Source organism: Hymenobacter canadensis, from assembly GCF_027359925.1.
GTDB classification, from domain to species: domain Bacteria; phylum Bacteroidota; class Bacteroidia; order Cytophagales; family Hymenobacteraceae; genus Hymenobacter; species Hymenobacter canadensis.
In genome coordinates, this window is record NZ_CP114767.1 from 3,664,119 (window position 1) to 3,682,075 (window position 17,957).

Annotated in this window: 12 protein-coding genes; 6 read left to right on the forward strand and 6 right to left on the reverse strand. The window is 63.6% G+C overall.

The genetic code is table 11. The features are described from left to right. Nucleotides 1-71: 71 nt before the first annotated feature. Entirely contained in the window at nucleotides 72-1,301 is a 1,230-nt protein-coding gene (locus O3303_RS15745; RefSeq protein WP_269559336.1) for a Glu/Leu/Phe/Val dehydrogenase dimerization domain-containing protein, read from the reverse strand. Nucleotides 1,302-1,595: 294 nt separating this feature from the next. On the opposite strand from O3303_RS15745, the gene O3303_RS15750 reads away from it, so the two are divergent. After that, the gene (locus O3303_RS15750; RefSeq protein WP_269559337.1) at nucleotides 1,596-1,850 is read left to right on the forward strand and encodes an ArsR/SmtB family transcription factor; all 255 of its coding nucleotides are present in this window, start codon (nucleotides 1,596-1,598) and stop codon (nucleotides 1,848-1,850) included. A 262-nt stretch (nucleotides 1,851-2,112) separates the two neighbouring features. Here the strand turns inward: O3303_RS15750 and hemA are convergent, their stop codons facing one another. Continuing rightward, nucleotides 2,113-3,384 (reverse strand): glutamyl-tRNA reductase, encoded by a 1,272-nt coding sequence (gene hemA / locus O3303_RS15755; RefSeq protein ID WP_269559338.1) that lies wholly within the window; start codon nucleotides 3,382-3,384, stop codon nucleotides 2,113-2,115. A gap of 310 nt (nucleotides 3,385-3,694) precedes the next feature. Here hemA and O3303_RS15760 point away from each other — a divergent pair, with 310 nt between their 5' ends. Beyond that, entirely contained in the window at nucleotides 3,695-4,876 is a 1,182-nt protein-coding gene (locus O3303_RS15760) for an ATP-binding protein (protein WP_269559339.1), read from the forward strand. A 34-nt stretch (nucleotides 4,877-4,910) separates the two neighbouring features. Here O3303_RS15760 and O3303_RS15765 read toward each other — a convergent pair whose 3' ends face one another. From O3303_RS15765 to O3303_RS15780, 4 genes are all read right to left on the reverse strand, one after another. Beyond that, complete coding sequence (locus O3303_RS15765; RefSeq protein ID WP_269559340.1) at nucleotides 4,911-6,083, reverse strand: lipocalin-like domain-containing protein; 1,173 nt, start codon at nucleotides 6,081-6,083, stop codon at nucleotides 4,911-4,913. A 41-nt stretch (nucleotides 6,084-6,124) separates the two neighbouring features. Then, nucleotides 6,125-6,883, reverse strand: a complete 759-nt coding sequence (locus tag O3303_RS15770) for a carboxypeptidase-like regulatory domain-containing protein (protein WP_269559341.1) — start codon at nucleotides 6,881-6,883, stop codon at nucleotides 6,125-6,127. 212 nt (nucleotides 6,884-7,095) lie between these two features. Further along, nucleotides 7,096-7,800 (reverse strand): carboxypeptidase-like regulatory domain-containing protein, encoded by a 705-nt coding sequence (locus tag O3303_RS15775; RefSeq protein ID WP_269559342.1) that lies wholly within the window; start codon nucleotides 7,798-7,800, stop codon nucleotides 7,096-7,098. 58 nt (nucleotides 7,801-7,858) lie between these two features. Further along, entirely contained in the window at nucleotides 7,859-8,593 is a 735-nt protein-coding gene (locus O3303_RS15780) for a peptidase associated/transthyretin-like domain-containing protein (protein WP_269559343.1), read from the reverse strand. Nucleotides 8,594-8,680: 87 nt separating this feature from the next. On the opposite strand from O3303_RS15780, the gene O3303_RS15785 reads away from it, so the two are divergent. From O3303_RS15785 to O3303_RS15800, 4 genes are all read left to right on the forward strand, one after another. Then, entirely contained in the window at nucleotides 8,681-10,435 is a 1,755-nt protein-coding gene (locus tag O3303_RS15785) for an amino acid permease (RefSeq protein ID WP_269559344.1), read from the forward strand. 127 nt (nucleotides 10,436-10,562) lie between these two features. Further along, nucleotides 10,563-16,127, forward strand: coding sequence for a DUF3320 domain-containing protein (locus O3303_RS15790; RefSeq protein ID WP_269559345.1), 5,565 nt, complete (start codon nucleotides 10,563-10,565; stop codon nucleotides 16,125-16,127). 57 nt (nucleotides 16,128-16,184) lie between these two features. Next, nucleotides 16,185-16,772 (forward strand): hypothetical protein, encoded by a 588-nt coding sequence (locus O3303_RS15795; RefSeq protein WP_269559346.1) that lies wholly within the window; start codon nucleotides 16,185-16,187, stop codon nucleotides 16,770-16,772. Nucleotides 16,773-16,932: 160 nt separating this feature from the next. Continuing rightward, on the forward strand, nucleotides 16,933-17,904 hold the full coding sequence (locus O3303_RS15800) for a lipid A deacylase LpxR family protein (RefSeq protein WP_269559347.1): 972 nt from the start codon (nucleotides 16,933-16,935) through the stop codon (nucleotides 17,902-17,904). The last annotated feature ends 53 nt before the right edge of the window (nucleotides 17,905-17,957 follow it).

The window sequence follows — 17,957 nt, forward strand, 5'->3', positions numbered from 1 at the left end:
CAGTTCCGCACCAGCGTAGAGTACAGTTGAACGGACGCGGTGCCGGCGGGCGCGTGCAACGCGCCCCTACGCTATACCAACTGGCGCAGGGCCATTTCAAACGACTTCTGGGCCACGCCGGTTCGCGCGTCGCCTTGCTGGCGGGTGCGCTCCAGGGCCCGGCGGATAATGCGCGAGGTGTCGCCGAAAATGGCCTGGTCGGTGATTTCGGCGTTGGTTTCCATCAGGTAGGCAAACACGCGGGCCATGCCGCAGTTGGCCACGAAGTCGGGAATGACGGAGGTGTGCTGGTCGGCAAACTCGCCGGTGGGGCCGAAGAAGATTTCCGGGTCCTGGAACGGTACGTTGGCGCCGCACGAAATCACCTCCAGGCCGCCCGCAATCAGCTGCTCCACCTGCTGGCGCGTGACGAGGCGCGAGGCCGCCGCCGGAATGAAGATTTCGGCTCCGCTGCTCCAGATGCGCTGGTTCACCTCGTCAAACGACAGCAGATCCGGCGCGGTGAGGGCGTTGCCTTCGCGCTGCAGAAACAGCGTGCGGATTTCTTCCAGCGAGAAGCCCTCTTCCTTGATCAGGCCGCCGGCCCGGTCGATGATGCCCGTGATGCGCGCGCCCTGGCTGGCCAGGTAGTAAGCCGCCGCGGCGCCCACGTTGCCCCAGCCCTGCACCACGGCGCGCTTGCCGGCCACGCTCCGGTCGCCCCACAGCTCGTAGTAGTGGCGCACGGCTTCGGCCACGCCGTAGCCCGTAATCAGGTCGGCCACGGTGTATTTGCGGCTCAGGTCGGGCGTGAAGGCGGCATCTTCCAGCACCTTCACCACGCCCTGGCGCAGCTGGCCCAGCTTCTGAATCTTCTGGGGCTCAGTGGCGCGGTAGTGGCCGTTCACGATGCCTTCCTGCGGGTGCCAGAGGCCGTAGTCCTCCGTAATCGGAATGACGTCGTGGATTTCGTCCACGTTCAGGTCGCCGCCGGTGCCGTAGTAGTTCTTTAGCAGCGGAATGACGGCCCGGTACCAGCGCTCCAGCACGCCGCGCTTGCGTGGGTCCTGCGGGTCGAAGTTGATGCCCGACTTGGCACCTCCGATGGCGGGGCCCGACACCGTAAACTTCACTTCCATGGTTTTGGCCAGGCTTTCCACCTCGCGCTTGTCCAGGCCCTTGCGCATGCGGGTGCCGCCGCCGGCCGCGCCGCCGCGCAACGAGTTAATCACCACCCAGCCTTCGGCTTCCGTTTCGGCGTCTTTCCACTCGAAGACAATTTCAGGACGCTTATTCTCGAATTTGGCCAGCAGGTCTTTCATGGGCGGGGAAGAAAAGGGTAGGTAGGATGGCAGTAATTTTGTTGGCCAAAGGTAAGCAGCCCCCCGTAAGAATTGGGGTCTTTACTGCGTTAGGGCAGCAAATAGGGTTGTCTGCCTGCCTAGTATGGCCTTGGTTTTTCTGGTTCGATTTCTGTTACCGGAACTCTTTAAGGCGTAAATATCGTAGTAGGCATATTCCTGACGACAACGTCCTCCACCTCGCCACCGTAGTACCCTCCTATGAAACCTTTGCTGTCACGAGTAGAATCTAAAAAAGTAGACAAGGCTGCTGCCATGCTTAAGGTATTGGCGCACCCGAAGCGTTTAGCCATTGTTGACCTGCTGGGCAAAGAGGATAAGATGACCGTAACGGAAATCTACCGCTCGCTCGATCTGCCGCAGGCTATTGCTTCCCAGCACCTGATTACCCTCAAAGACCGCGGCATTCTGTCGTCGTTCAAGGTGGGTACCAAAATCTACTACTCGCTGTCCATTCCCAAGCTGCTCGATGTTATCGACTCGCTGGAAGAGTGCTGCGACACGATGTAAGCGCGGCTTACTTCGTTCTTCCTAATCGAAAAAGACCGCCAGTTGACGGTCTTTTTTCGTTTGGGGCAGGTATCAGACAGTGCAAGCGGAGCCAGCTATCTTCTGTCTGAAACAAGCCCTCTTAACAGCAAAGCCCTCCGGCAGTAGGTCATAGCCTAATGCCGGAGGGCTTTGTCGTAAGGAAATTGTCTGCTGTGAGAGGATGAATTGCTTCGACACTGGCTTGATGCGCCACATGCTCGCAATGACAGGAGAAGGAGATTTAGGCTACCGTCGGCTGGTGTTCCAGATCAAACAGGTCGGTAAGCACGTCAATCAGCTGGTCGGCCTCGCCGCGCTTGCAGGCGGCTTTGAGATGGATGACGGGCTGCTTGAGGATCTTCTGCATCAGCGACTTCGTGACTTCGTCCATGCGGCGTGCTTCCTCAGGGCTCATCTTCTTCTGGAAGCGGTCCATCTCTTCCTGCCGGATCTGCTCCAGCGCGTTTTTCAGCTTCTGAATGGTCGGCGACACCATCATTTCCTTGCTCCAGTCGTTGAGGCCGGCAATGCTTTCGGCAATGATGGCGCGCACGTGCGGCACGGCGGCCAGGCGGCGCTCCAGCGCGGCCGAGGCCTTACTCTGGATGGCGTCGATGTTGTAGACGAGCACGCCCGGCACGGTTTCCACCTCGGCCTCAATGCTGCGCGGCACCGACAGGTCGATGAAGAACTTGTAGCTGAGCACGTCGAGGTGCTGCACCATCTCGCGGGTGAAGAAGGGCGTGGCTGCCGCAATCGACGACACGATGATGTCGGCTTCCTTCATGCCCTGCACCAAGTTCTCGAAGTCCAGTACCTTCAGGCCGCATTCTTCGGCCAGCGTTTCGGCCTTGGAGCGGGTGCGGTTGCAGATGGTCACGTCCTGAAACTGCTTGCTGTCGCCGAAGTGGCGGCACACATCCGCCCCGATTTCGCCCAGGCCTACCACCAGCACGCGCGGGTTGGCGACGTCGGCGGTCAGCTCCTCTACCAGCTCCAGAGCGGCGTAGGAGGTGGAAGCAGCGCCGTCGCGGAAGCTGGTTTCCTGCTGTACGCGCTTGTTGGTGAAGAACACGGTGTGCAGCAGGCGGTGCAGAAACGGACCGGCAGCGTCTTCGTCGGCGGCCCACTGGTAGGCCTGCTTCACTTGGTTGCTGATCTGCAGGTCGCCAACTACCTGAGCATCGAGGCCCATAGCTACCTCAAACAGGTGCTGCACCGCCGTATCGGCATCGGTGAGCAGGTCGAAGTAAGGCGTGTAGCTGTCGGCGTCGGCCAGGCCCTTGAGCTTGCCCAGCGCCGTGATGATGGCGGTGCTGTAGTCGAGGTCAGAGGAGTAGTAGACTTCCGTGCGGTTGCAGGTGCTGAGCACGAGTAGGTCGGTAAGACCCAGTTCGTGGTGCAGCGTGTGCAGAAAGCGGCGGCAGGCGGCTTCGTCCAGTGCAATAAGCTCCCGGATTTGCAGGGGGGCTTTTTTGAACGAAAGACTGACTGCCTTGAAAGGATGGGACATAGCGGGTGGCTACTGCAATTGCAGAAGGCAAAATTACGGCACAAATTGGTACCGTGAAAACAGCCAGCAACCTATCCTGGTTCGAGAAAGGTTGAAATTGCGTTTTAGGGCTTTAAAGCGTCTTTTTGAATCGATAAAGTGACAAAAATCAGCTGATGGGTAGTCCGCTAGGCGGCCTTTGTCGTAACGGCAGCGCCCGGCGGCGCGTTGTACCTTCGTTCCGCCCGGCGGGCTTCGGGGCAAACCGGGGCCGGCGCCGCGCCCGGCAGCCTGCTGCTGCCGGGTTTCTCACCAGCGTTTTCTTCGTGCTTTGATAGCCATCTACGACCAAAAATCCCGCATCAAACTGCTTATTGTGGCGGTGGCGCTACTCATTGCGGCCGCTACCGTCATCTATACCAACATCCTGGTGCAGCGCGTGTCGGAGCGGGAGCAGCAGCAGATTGCACTCTACGCCAAGGCCCAGCGCTTTATCATCAACTCGGAGGTCGACTCGAATACCAACTTCGTATTCGAGGAAATCATCAACGCCAACACCACCATCCCCATCATCCTCACCGACGACGAGGGCAATATCGTGGATGCCAAGAACGTGACCGTGCCCAAGAGCCGGTCGGAGAAGGCCTCCATTGCGTATCTGCGGCGCGAAATAACGGTGATGGAGCAGCAGCACCGGCCCATCGTGATTGAGCTGGGTGCCGGCCTGCGCAACCGCATCTATTATAAAGATTCAGTGCTGCTGGCACAATTGCGAACGTATCCGCTGGTGCAGCTGGCCGTGATTGCCTGCCTGGGCGTTATTGCCTACTTCGCATTCAGCTATTCGCGCCGCTCCGAGCAGAACCGCGTGTGGGTGGGCCTGGCCAAGGAAACCGCGCACCAGTTGGGCACGCCCCTGAGCAGCCTGATGGCCTGGCAGAGCTATCTGAGCGAGAGTGAGCGGTTCAAGGATGAGCCCATTGTGGAGGAACTGAGCAAGGACATCCGGCGGCTGCAGATTATCACGGAGCGGTTCAGCAACATCGGCTCGGTGCCGGTGCTCAAGCCCGAAAACATCCTGCGCACCACCCAGAACGCCATTTCCTACCTGCAGAGCCGCGTCTCGAAGAAGGTGACGTTCGAAATCAAGACCGACCTGCCCACCGATACGCCAGCGCTGGTGAACGTGCCGCTCTTCGACTGGGTGATTGAGAACATCTGCAAAAACGCCGTGGATGCTATGGACGGCCGCGGCAGCATCACGCTGCACCTGCGCCGCCCCGTCCGCGACAAAACCGGCATTGCCATCGACATCACCGACACCGGCAAGGGCATCCCAAAAAGCAAAATCGACAACGTGTTTCTGCCGGGCTACACCACTAAAAAGCGCGGCTGGGGCCTGGGCCTGGCCCTGGCCAAACGCATCATCGAGAACTACCACCAGGGCCGCCTCTTCGTGAAATGGAGCGAAGTCGGGCGCGGCACTACGTTCCGGGTGGTGCTGAAAGGATGATTTATTGCGCCGTTGGTGTAAGCTGGAAAAGTAGCTAGCGTGCGGCCGGAGAGCCTGTAGTAGCGGTAGGCTGCGGGGTCAGTGGGTCTTTGCCGGCCTTGCCGCGGTTGGTTAGCTCCACGTAGCTGTTGCCCTGCACGGGCTTACCATTGTGCGTGCCCTCTACCCGGCACATGCCTTCCCAATAGCGCATCTTGATGCCCGCAAACAACTTGAGCGTTAGCTCCTGATCGGGGACGAGGGGCGTGATGGTGAGGTCGTATTGCTGGCTGGGGATGCGCAGGCGCCATTTGCTGGGGTAGCGCAGCTTGGAGTGCGGGCTGGTCCAGTATTCGAGCACCTCCAGCTGGAAGTCCTTGGCTTCCAGGTCTACGGCCTGGCCCGGCTGGGGGCCGTTGTAGGTGCCGCCGTTTACTACTTTGCTGGAGTTGCGGTCGAACAACTGGTAGGTCATGATTTCGTGGCGCGTCACGTTGCCCGGCGCGGATGCCGTACCAGCCACGGCGGCGGCGGGCTCATCGAGCTGCAGCGAAAACCAGTCCCAGCCGATGCCTTTGTTGGTGACGGAGTTGCAGTTCCACTGCCGGTCGTACCACAGGTCGCCGGTTACTTCGTGCACTTTGCCGTCTACCTCAATGGTGCCGGTGGTGGCCAGGCGCGGGTAACTGTAGTAGCCGGCCTTGGCCACGTCGCCGTAGTTTTCGTAGCCGGTGCCGCTGTGCAGCAGCACGGGCTTCTGCGGCTTGGTGCTCAGGTTGATGGCGTAGCCTTTGTGGCTGGCCATACGGCCCTGCAGCTGGTACTCGCCAGTGACGCCGGCCAGGGTCCAGCGCTGGTCGTCCTTTTGCATCTGCAGGCTGACGGGCAGCGCCGAATCGAGTAGCTTGGGCAGGCGTTCCACTTTGTAGTCGTAGCGGAACTGCTTGGTTTGCGGGTCGGTAACGGCGAAGTTCACCATCTGCCAGTCTTTCTTGCCGGTGATGTTGAAGTGGAAGAACACATATTCCACGCCGAACTGCTCGCCGGTTTTCACGTCGCGCAGGTGGCCCGTGAAGTACCACCACTCCAGCGAATTCTGCTTGTGCACGGCTTCCTCCTGCGGCAGTTGGGCCCGCTCCGTGAATACGTCGTACTTATTGGTGGGCTTCAGGGCGCAGCCCGAGGTGGCAAAAACCAGAAATAAGGCGGCAAGCAACAGATTCTTCATACCCCGGAATAAGGATTTTGGGGGCAGAAAGGTTTAGGCGGCTACTGCCGAAAAGGCGCGCGCACCCGATTCCAGAGGCTACGTGGGTGCCAGGGTTTAGCATAGTAACTGCGCGTTACCACTATTTCCCCCAGAGTTTGGGTAGCCATTTTCAATTCAATTGGTAATGCCAGCTGTTGGAGCTCATCCCAGCGGATAGCCTGATTTTGGTAGCCGATGTAGGAAATGCTCAACGTAGTAGATGGAGTGGGGAAATGGGACTGCGAGAGGCGCAATTCAAACGTGCCATCGGTATTCGTTGACGTACCGATACGTGTGTCCTGTATGAGGATCGTGACACCAGGCAGGCCTTCGCCGGTGCTGGCATCTGTGACCCGGCCGCGCACTACCTGGCTGCTGCTATCGGCAGGCACTTGAGGCTGCGGATGGCGGATAAGCTTGCGCTGGTCCTGGGTCAGGAAATCGGTGTACACGGGAGCCGTAGGCTGCTGCCCGGCGCTTTGCTCCGCTGCCAATTCCCGCAACCCCAGCACGGCGGCCGCTGCGGCCAGCCAGGTGCGCCAGCGCGGCGCCGGCTCGGCCAGCGGCCGCAATACCCGCTGGAGCTGGTCTTCGCGGAAACGGCCGCAGGGGGCGGCGGTGCGATGCAGCAGCGCCACTACCTCGGCGTCGCTGAAGGTGGTGAAGTCGATGACGACTTTGGCGCAGGCGGCGCAGTGGCGGCCCTGGGCGGCGGGCGTCATGGCGGCCCAGCTTTCGGAGCAGGGCTGCGGAACGGAGAGGCTAAGCGGCTGTGGCATGGCAGGTAGCAGAAGAGTTGTGCCTCTGATGCCGCCCGCCGCCCGATTCCACAAACTGCGCCTGAAAATTTTTGCCCAAGTAGCGCGGTGCCGGGTGTCTGTGGCACGGACTTCAGTCCGTAGCCCAAATGCGCTGCGCCAGTCGGCTCGTTCATATTGCGCGGGTAGGCCGGTGCAGTCGGGCTACGGACTGAAGTCCGTGCCACAGCAGGCTACTTCAGCGGGGGCTTCTGGGGCGGGTCGTGCTGCGCAATTTTACCCATGATCTGCCCGCGGCCCTCCCGGGACTTCAGGCGCACCGTAAGCGGCGCGGGCGCCGGCAACACGGCCACGGATACCTGCTGCGTCACGAACACGAATGGGCTGCCCTGCACACGCAGCTTTACGGTGCCGTTCTGCACGGCCGCCCATTTCTGCTGCATCACGAAGCTGAAATTGCCTTGCTCGTCGGTGGTAGCGCCGTAGGGCGTGTCGCCGATGAAGATTTCGGCGCCGGGCACGCCCAGGCCAGTGGAGTCGTCGAGGACGCGGCCACGCACGTTCACCTGGCCGTTGGGGGCGTCGGCCAGAGCGTCAGTCTGGGAGGTGGGAGTGGGGCCGGCCGTGGCGGCCGGGGCCGTGGTCTGGCAGGAGCTAACCAGCGGCTTGAAGCTGAGCAGCGCCAGCGACGTGAGCACCCAGCGGCGCCAGCGCGGAGCGGCCGGCGCCAGCACGGCCGGCGGCGCAAACTGCCCGGCCCGAAAAAAGCCGCAGACGGCGCCCGCCGCCGGCCTCGCCAGCCAAGCCGTGACCTCGCCTTCGGTCATGCGCGAGAAATCCACGACTTCGTGCTGGCAGCTGCCGCAGTGGCGGCCGTCGGCGGTGGGCGTCATGTCGGCCCAGGCTTTAGGGCAGGGGCTCGGAACGGAGAAGGCCATAGTGGAAGAGGGAAAAATGTGGAGTGACTGAAACCAGAAACGAACCGAATTCAGGCGGCTATTCTGTGGCCTCGTTCTTGGTCACAGGGGCGGTGAAGCTGCTTGTAATGAGGTGAGGCGGCGGTGGCGGCGGCATCACATACCGCATAACTACCGGTGAGTAGCATTCGTCAGACGCCAGCTCTGCCTGACCTATAATCATGCCTGGGTTGCGCAGCGAAACCACAGAGCCGGTGGTATTGTCGGCCGGAAAATATTTTGGTAGGTAGGAGCCCTCCAACTCCTGGCTTTCAGCCGGCATCTTCCCGTTTTCGATGGCCGCCACCAGCCGCGTGCCCAGCAGATGCAGCGGCAGCCGCAGCTGAAACGAGCCATCGGCGGCGGTGTGGGTGAGGAAGGTGGTATCCTGCTCACTGATAACCAGCGCCTGCGCCAGTGGCCGGCCGGTACTGTTATCCACCACGGTGCCGCGCATCAGGAAGTGGCGGGTTGCGTCCACCGGCGTATTGGCGGCCTGCGGTGCAACGACGAAGGGCTCGGTTTTGCAGCTACTAAGGGCTGCCAGGGCGGCGGCCAGCCACGGCGCCCACACCGGGGCCTGGCCCACATGGGTGGCCTGAAACCGCCCGCACGCCTCTGGGTGGCGCTGCAGATACTGCTGCACCTCGGCCGCTGAAAAGGCGCTGAAATCGACCACTATCTTGTTGCAGGCGCCGCAGTGGCGGCCGCCGGGAGCGGGCGTCATATCGGCCCAGGAAGCCGGGCAGGGCTGCGGAATAGAAACGGTAGCCATAGCCGGAAGATAGGAAGATGACGCGCATCAAAGCAGCCTAGCCGCATTATTCTGTATCTTTTGCCCCTCTTACCTCGCTCCACTGCTTTGTCTAATCCGCTACCTCCCTCACGTCTCAGCGGCCTGTTCCGCCGCAAAAGCCTCACCGACATCCTGCACAACCCGCCTGCCGACGCCGAAAGCCACGGCGGGGGCGGGGGCCTGGCGCGCCACCTCACCGTCCGCGACCTGACGGCACTGGGCATTGCGGCCGTCATCGGGGCTGGTATTTTCAGCACCATCGGCAATGCCTCGCACGACGGCGGGCCGGCCGTTTCGCTGCTGTTTGTATTTACGGCCATTGCCTGCGCGTTTTCGGCGCTGTGCTACGCACAGTTTGCCGCCACCATCCCGGTCAGCGGCTCGGCCTACACCTACGCCTATGCCTCGTTTGGCGAGCTGGTGGCCTGGATCATCGGCTGGGCGCTCATCATGGAATATGCCGTCGGCAACATTGTGGTGGCTATTTCTTGGTCGGACTACTTCACTGGCCTGCTCTCGGGCGTGGGCTGGGACATGCCTATCTGGCTCACAATGGGCATGCAAAGCGCCCATAAGCACTACAACGAAGTGCTGGAGCTGATGCAGGCCGGCAAGCCCCTCGCCGACGCCACCGCCACGCAGCTGGAAGGCTACAAGGCCTGGAACTCGGCGCCCACCATCTTCGGCGACCTGAAGCTGGTAATTGACCTGCCCGCCGGCCTCATCACGCTGCTCATCACAGCCGTGGTGTACATCGGCATCAAGGAATCCAAGAACGCCTCCAACCTGCTGGTGCTGCTCAAGCTGATTGTGGTAGCCACGGTTATTGCGGTGGGCGTGTTCTATGTGAACCCCGACAACTGGACCCCATTTGCGCCCAACGGCGTGGGTGGCGTGCTCAAAGGCGTGTCAGCGGTGTTCTTCGCCTACATCGGCTTCGATGCCATCAGCACCACCGCCGAGGAGTGCAAAAACCCGCAGCGCGACCTGCCCCGGGCCATGATTTACGCCCTCATCATCTGCACCGTGCTCTACGTTATCATCACGCTGGTGCTCACTGGCATGGTGAGCTACACCGAGCTGGGCGTGGGCGACCCGCTGGCCTTCGTGTTTCAGAAAGTGGGCCTGAACTGGCTGGCGGGCGTGGTGGCCGTGTCGGCCATTTTTGCCATGGCCTCGGTGCTGCTGGTGTTCCAGATCGGGCAGCCCCGCATCTGGATGACCATGAGCCGCGACGGGCTGCTGCCGCCAGTGTTTGCCCGGGTGCACCCGCGCTTCCACACGCCGTCGTTCAGCACCATCGTCACGGGCTTTTTTGTGGGCGTGCCGGCACTGCTGCTCAACATGGACCTCGTGATTGACCTGACCAGCATCGGGACGCTGTTTGCCTTCGCGCTGGTGTGCGGCGGCATCCTCGTGATTGATCCGCACGGCAAGTCCGATGCCCGCTTCAAGGTGCCCTACATCGACGGGCAGTATCTGGTGCCGCTGGTGCTGCTGGTGGGAACCGTGCTGCTATTTGTGTACAATGGCGCTGGTATTGAGGAGTTCCGCAAGGCTCTGAGCAGTGGCTATGAGGAAGGCCGCCACTACATCCCGATGTTGGTATTTTTCGTGGCTAGCTTGCTGCTGGCGTGGTATTCGTTCCGCCGGCACCTCTCGTTGCTGCCTACTCTGGGTTTGCTCACCAACCTCTACCTGATGACTCAGCTCGGCATCAACAACTGGCTGCTGTTCTTCGGCTGGCTGATTATCGGCTTGGCTTTGTACTTCAACTACGGCTACAAGCACAGCAAGCTGGGGCTGAAAAAGGCCGTTTAGCCAGCCATCAGAAACGCCCTGCGCCAACAGCAGATAGGCTGTGATGACGGGCCTTTCCTTGCACCGCAGGGCGTTTACCGCTATACTTGATGATGGGTAAAGCTAAACACGTTTACCGCTATCTGCTATGCATTCGATTTCTGATTCATCTGTAGCTGCCATTTCCATTGCTGCCCGCCTCGAAGCCTCCCGCCAGGAGCTGCTCGACCTGGGGATGCGCAACCCGCTGCTCAATTTCCGCCTCTCCAAGGCCCAGGGCGTGGCCGTAGTGCGCGAAGAATCAGCGCAGGTGCTCGATATTCTGGTGCGCCAGGGCAAAACTATGTACTTCTCGGCCGCCCCCGAGCCGGCCCGAAAAAAGCCGCAGCCGCAGACTGACGCAATATCCGGCGCGGAAGCCACCAAGGTTCCTGATGCGGAGCCAGCCGCCTCGCCAGCAACTGCCACCCAACCCAACGAAGCTACGGCGGAAGTGGCTTCGTCGCTGGAGGACTACCTGGAAGATCATCCGCCGGTAGAGCTGTCTGAGGCCGAGCAGAAGGCGCTGCTGACCGATAACAAGCTGCAGACCGCCGAGCCGCTGGCCCGGCTGGAAACCCGCCTGCTCAATACCTACTACACGGCCCGCACCAGCCTGGAGGAAACCGGCGTCAATATCCTGTACCTGGCTCTGGGCCAACTCAGCTGGTACGAGGCCGAGAGCAGCCCGGAGCCGCGCCGGGCTCCGCTGGTGCTGGTGCCGGTGGTGCTGGAGCGCGGCACTGTGGGCGAGCGTTTTAAGATCACCTACTCGGGCGCCGAGGTGGAAGGCAACCTGAGCCTGCAGGCCCGCCTGAAGGCCGATTTCGGCATCCTGCTGCCCTTGCCCGACCCCGATAACCAGCCGCTGCCCGAGTATTTCGAGGCGGTACGGGCGGCCCTGGCCGGGCGCAGCCGCTGGAGCGTGGAAGCCGATGCCGTGGCGCTGAGCTTCTTCTCCTTCAGCAAGCTGATGCTCTACCGCGACCTGGACCCCAGCACTTGGCCCACCAGCGCCGACGGTACCTCCGAGCTGCTGACGCACCCGGCCATCCGCTCGCTCCTCGACCAGGAAGCCGGCTTCGATGACGCGCCACCCAGCGTGGGCGAAGGGGCGTTTCTGGATACCGACAGCCCGGCCCACGAGCTGCACCAAGTGCTCGATGCCGACTCCTCGCAACTGCTGGCGCTGCTGGCCGTGCAGGAAGGCCGCAACCTCGTCATTCAGGGTCCGCCCGGCACTGGGAAGTCGCAGACCATTGCCAACCTGCTGGCCGAGGCCATTGGTGCGGGCAAGAAAGTGCTGTTTGTAGCCGAGAAGATGGCGGCTCTGGAAGTAGTTAAGCGCCGCCTCGACGCGCTGGGGCTAGGCGCCGCCTGCCTGGAGCTGCACAGCAACAAGGCCAACAAGAAAAGCCTCCACGACGAATTGCGCGCTACCCTGGCCCTGGGCCGCCCGGCTGCGTCCACCGTACTGGATGAGCAGATTGCGCAGCTGCCGCCGTTGCGCGAGCAGCTGAACCGCTACGCGCTGGCTGTGAATGCCCCTCTGGGCCGCAGCCGCCGCACCGCACAGCAAGTGGCCGGGGCGTTGCTGGCCCTGCGCGAGGAAGTGGGCACGCAGCTGCTGCCGCGCCCGCCCTTCGCTGACCTCGTCACCTGGACCGACGCCGACGCCACCCGCGCCGAGGTGCTGGCTGGCCGCCTGCAGGCCACCCTGCAGAAAATCGGGCCGCCCCCGCAGCTGCTGTTCTGGGGCTCCGGCCTCACCATGCTGCTGCCTGCCGACCAGGAGGCGCTGGTGGCGCGCCTGACCGCTGCCCGCCAGACCGTAGAGGAATTGGCGCATACCAGCACCGCGCTGGCCGCGCTGCTGGGGGGCGTGCCCGCGCCGCCCGATGCCGCCGCTGTGGCGGCGTTTCGGCCCGTGGCAGAGCAGGCGCACCGGGAAGCCGAATCTGCCCACCAGTTGGCAGCTGTGACAGCCGTAGAAGCTTTACAGACTGCCGCCTCCGGGCTGGCCCGCCTGTTGCAGGCACCGAAACCCACTGGCCGGACCACCGCCGAACCCCTGATAAACCTGGCCCGGCAGCGGCACGGCGAAGCACTGGTAGCCCATTCGGGTGAGGCCGAAGCGGCCATTGGCGCGGTGCAGACGGCATCCGCTGAAATAGCCTGGCTGCTGGGCGTACCCACCCCGCCCGACTACACCACGGCCACTGCGCTGCTGCCCCTGGCCGAGCATGCCGCGTTGGCTCCGCCCTTGCCCGGTGTGGCCGTTGCCGACGCCTTCTGGCAGCAGCCCAACAGCCCGCTGCCCGCCGCCCAACAGGCCGCCGCCACCCTCAACGACCTGCGCCAGCGCCACGCGGCCACGTTGCTGCCCGAAGCCTGGGACCAAGATCTGGCCGCCGAGCGGGCCGTGCTGCTGACCACCGGCAGCAAGTGGTGGCGCTTTTTGAGCGGCGACTACCGCCGCGCCCGCCGCCGCCTGCAGCAGCTGTGGCGGCAGCCCCTGCCCGGTTCGGCCGCCGAGGTTATGGCCGTTATCGATGATATCCACGAGGCTGCCCGCCACAACCGGAATCTGCAGGAAGTCAGTCCACTGGCTGGCCGGTTGTTTGGTGCGAGCTGGCAAGCCGAAGCCTCTGACTGGCCGTCCCTGCTGCGTGTCGCCGACTATCTTACCCACACGCACCAGCTGCTGACCCGGCAGCAACTGCCCGCTGCCATCCTGCCTTATCTGGCTGCCAACCCGGAGGCCGCCGCACTGAGTGAGCCGCTGGCAACTCTGAAAGCGGCCCTGCACCGGCACCAGCAGGCGGTGCGGCAAGCCGTAGCCGCGTGCCAGCCATCAGCCGATCGGCCGCAAAGTCTCACGAATCATCTGCCCGAAGCTTCATTTGCCGTGCAGGCAGCTGCGTTGGCTGCCTGGGCAACCGCTACGCCCCGCGCCGATGATATTACCGCACAGGTATCCGCCTGCACCGTTGCTTTGCAACAACTGAGTCAAGTAGAGCAGGCAATAGGGAAGGCAGTGCCCGGTCCATCGTTGTTCGGGCTGCCGCCTGACTGGGGGCAGCAGCCCTTCACCATCCAAGCGGAGCTGCTCCGCACGTGGTTGGCAGCCACGCCGCTGCCTGCTGCACTGGCCGCTGCCGCGCAGGCTGTGGAAACTGCCCTGGCTGATCAGCAACGGGCTGTTCCGGCGTTGGCGGCGACGTTGGCGCTGGACGAAACCCGCCGCTTTGGCGAGGCTGGCCCGCTGGTAGCGCAGCCACTGCCGGCCCAGGCCGCGTTGCTGGCCGCCTGGGCTGCCGACGTGCCGGCTTTGCAGATGGCGCTGGAGTGGAACAACGTGGCCGCCGTGGTTCGTACGGAAGGCCGGCCGGAGCTACTGCCCCTGGCCGAAACCTGGCCCGCCGCTGCGCAGTATCTGGTGGCAACGGTGCGGCAAACCTGGCTGGAATATCTGCAGCGACTGGCTTACAACCAGTTCCCGGCGCTGCCGCAGTTCGAGCGGGCCGGGCACGAGGACGTGGCCGCGCAGTTCCGCGCAGCCGACCGCGCCAGCCTGCACCATAACCGAACCCGCGCCATGACGCGGCACTTCGACAACCTGCCCAACCCGCTGCTGCCCACGGCCGGCGGCCAGATGAGCATCCTCAAAAACGAGTTTGCCAAAAAGACCCGCCACCTGCCCATTCGCCAGCTGATGCAGCGGGCCGGGCGGGTGGTGCAGGCCATCAAGCCGGTGTTCATGATGTCGCCGCTGTCGGTGGCCAGCTTCCTGCCGCCCGGCGCCGTGGAGTTCGATCTGGTAGTGTTCGATGAAGCCTCGCAGGTGAAGCCCGTGGATGCGCTGGGTGCGGTGGCGCGGGGCCGGAAACTGGTGGTGGTCGGTGACTCCAAGCAGCTGCCGCCTACCTCGTTCTTCGACTCGCTGACCGGCACCGGTGAGGCCGCCGACGAGGAAAACGTGACGGCCGACATCCAGAGTATTCTCGAGCTGTGCAAGGCCCGCCAGATGCCCGAGCGGATGCTGCGCTGGCACTACCGCAGCCTGCACCAGTCACTGATTGCGGCTTCCAACCACCTGTTTTATGAGGATAAGCTGGTGATTTTCCCCAGCCCCGGCGGCAAGGGCCAGCTCGGGTTGCTTTACCACCATCTGCCCGAAACGCACTACGAACGGGGTACCACCCGCACCAACCCGCTGGAGGCGCAGGCCGTGGCCGCCGCTGTCCTTCACCACGCCCGCACTACGCCCAAACTCACGCTGGGCGTGGTGGCGTTCAGTACGGTGCAGCGGCAGGCCATCCAGGATGCGCTGGAAGTGCTGCGCCGCCAGCACCCCGAAACCGAGGTTTTCTTTGCCGCTCACCGCCACGAGCCGTTCTTCATCAAGAACCTGGAGAACGTGCAGGGCGACGAGCGTGACGTGATTCTGATCAGCATCGGCTACGGGCGCACCAAAGACGGCTACCTGAGCATGAGCTTCGGGCCGCTGAACGGGGAGGGCGGCGAGCGGCGCCTCAACGTGCTGATTACCCGCGCCAAGCAGCGCTGCGAAGTCTTTACTAACCTCACGGCCGACGACCTGGACCTGAGCCGGACCCGCGCCCGGGGCGTGGCGGCGCTGAAGACGTTCCTCAACTTCGCCCAGCACGGCCGCCTCAACCAGAACGAGGAAACCGGCCGCGAAATGGAGTCGCCGTTCGAGGAAGCTGTATACCGCGCCCTCTCGGCCCGCGGCTACCAGCTGCGCCCCCAGATCGGCAGCCAGGGCTTCTACCTCGATCTGGCCGTAGTCGACCCCGAGCAGCCGGGCCGCTACGTGCTGGGCATTGAGTGCGACGGGGCCATGTACCACTCGGCGCGCTCGGCCCGCGACCGGGACCGGCTGCGCCAGCAGGTGCTGGAGGCCGTGGGCTGGCGCCTGCACCGCATCTGGAGCACCGACTGGTTCCGGGACCCGGCGCGGGAAACCGAGCGGGCCGTGCAGGCCATCGAAGAAGCCCGCCGCCTAGCTGCCCTCGATGAGCCCGACGAACCCGACGAAGTACTGCTGCCCGAGCCAGTTGAGTTGGCGCGGGAAGAGCCGATTGCGCCCGACAGCAACCCGGCCGTGGTGCCCTACCAGGTGGCGCTGCTGCCCGATACCATCCGGCAGCAGGAGCTGCACCAGTACAGTCTGGGCCAGGTGGTGAACTGGCTGAATGTGGTGGTAGGCGTGGAAAGCCCTATTCATATCGAGGAGGCCACCCGGCGGCTGGCCAACGCCAGCGGAGCCAGCCAGGTAGGCGCCCGCCTGCGCAAAGTGGGCCGGGATGCTGCCCTGCTGGCTCTGAACCTGCACTACCTGCGCCGGGAAGGCGACTTCCTCTGGGCCCCGGCTATGCAGCATCCGGCCCTGCGCGACCGGAGCCAGCTGCCGGCCATCTCGCGCAAACTTCTTTATGTGGCCCCCGAAGAGCTGGCCCTGGCTTTGCGCACGGTGGTCGAGCAAAGCTTCGCGCTGCCTCGGGAGGCAGTGTTTCTGCCAGCCGTGCGGCTACTCGGCTTCGCCCGCCTCAGCGAGGAAATGCGCCAGCAACTGGAGCCGGTGCTGGCCGGCCTACTGGAGCGGGGAGAGCTGGTGGAAGTTAATGGGATACTGAAGCCGATCAGCTAACAGAACAGCTCTGCGTCTTCTGCGCTAACCTCTGCGCCCTCTGCGGGCTAAAACCGTATGCTTCCACCTGCCGAAACCATCTTGCTCACGCTGCGTCTGGCGGGCTCCGTGCCGGCGCGGGCCGGCCGCGAGCTGCACGCCCAGCGCATTGCCGCCCAGGAAACGGCGCGTGGTGCCGCCACCGAAGCCGACGCCCAGGTGGCCCACCGTCGGGCTGAGAAGGTGTTTTTCGCTGGCTTCGATGCGCTGCTGGACGCCCGCACGGTGGGGCCCGACTATCTGGCCCGGGAAAAAGTGGCGGAGGCCGTAGTCGGGGAACTGCTGATGCTGGAGGAGCAGGGGCTGCGGGTGCCCTGCTTCGTGCTGCTGCCCAACCACCTGCACGCCGTGCTGCAGCTGCCGTCCGGCGCGGGCCTCTCGCTCTACAAAACCGTGGAGCTGCTGCACCAGCGCACCGCCGCCCAGGCCCGCCGCCTGCTGCGCGCCCAGCTCCCGCCCGAAGCCGACTTCTGGCAGCCCGGCTTCCACGAGCTGCCCGTGCTGGATGACGCCGAGCTGGGCCGCTTGCAAGCGTATCTGCTGGCTCACCCGCAGCGCCTGAGACTGCCCGAGCGGTTTCATAGTTGGCCTTATTTGCCCGAGTAGCCCCTCTGTGGCACGGACTTCAGTCCGTAGCCCGCCTGCACCGGATATTCCGCGCAACGTGGTCGGGCAACGTTTTCGGGCTACGGACTGAAGTCCGTGCCATAGGGTGGCAAGGCCGAAGTGCGGGTTGCTGCGTAGGTAGCGGAAAGTATTCCTGCTGATGCGCGCTCTTCTGATTACTGTCCTTTGCCTTCTTCCCGGTGTTGTCTGCGCCCAGCGCCTGGACAGCGCCCAAACCAGCCCCGACCGGCTGGTGTACTACACCTTCGCCAACGACGCCTTTTTCCGCTCCGACTACTACTTCACCCAGGGCCAGACGCTCATGCTGGTGCTGCCGGGGCTTAGCCGCTCGCCCGTAAACCGCATATTAGGCCCGGTGCCGGCAGGCAGCACCCGCTACCACGGCATCCGGTTGCACTACGACGGCTTCACACCGCTACGCATCCAGGACCCGTTCATCCGGGTCGGCGACCGGCCGTATGCTTCGTATTGGTACGCCGACTTCCTGCGCATCGCCAACCAGCCAGCACGCAAGTTTCGGCTGACGACGGCGCTCAACCTGGGCTTTATGGGGCCGGCGGCGGGGGCCAAGGGCTTCCAGACCAAGCTGCACGAGTGGCTGGATTCGCCCACGCCCCGCGGCTGGGACTACCAGATCCGCAACGATCTGGTGCTGGGCTACGAGGCGCACGCCGAAAAGCAGCTGCTGGCCGTCGGGCGCGGGGCCGAGCTGATCGGCTCGGCCGGGGCTTCGCTGGGCACGCTCTACACCTACGCCGGGGCCGGGGCGCGCCTGCGCGTGGGTCTGCTCAATCCGTATTTCGACAACCTGGGCGTGAGTGGTCCGGCCACCCGCACCGGCCAGCGCCGGGTGCAACTCTACGCCGAAGGCCAGCTCGAAGGCCGCCTCATCGGCTACGACGCCACCCTGCAGGGCGGCCTGCTCCGCTCCGACAACCCCTACACGCTGCCCGCCAGCGCCATCCGCCGCACGGTAGCGCGCAGCACCGCCACTCTCGGTCTTGGCTACGCGGGCGTGCGCCTGGAAGCCTCCGCCGTGCAGATTTCACCAGAGTTCGACGGTGCCCGCTGCCACAAATGGGTGCAGTTCGGCGTGCGGGTAGGGTTTTGAGTTAAAAGGTGATGAAGAACGTCATTCCGAGCCTGCGAGGAATCTCGCTAGTG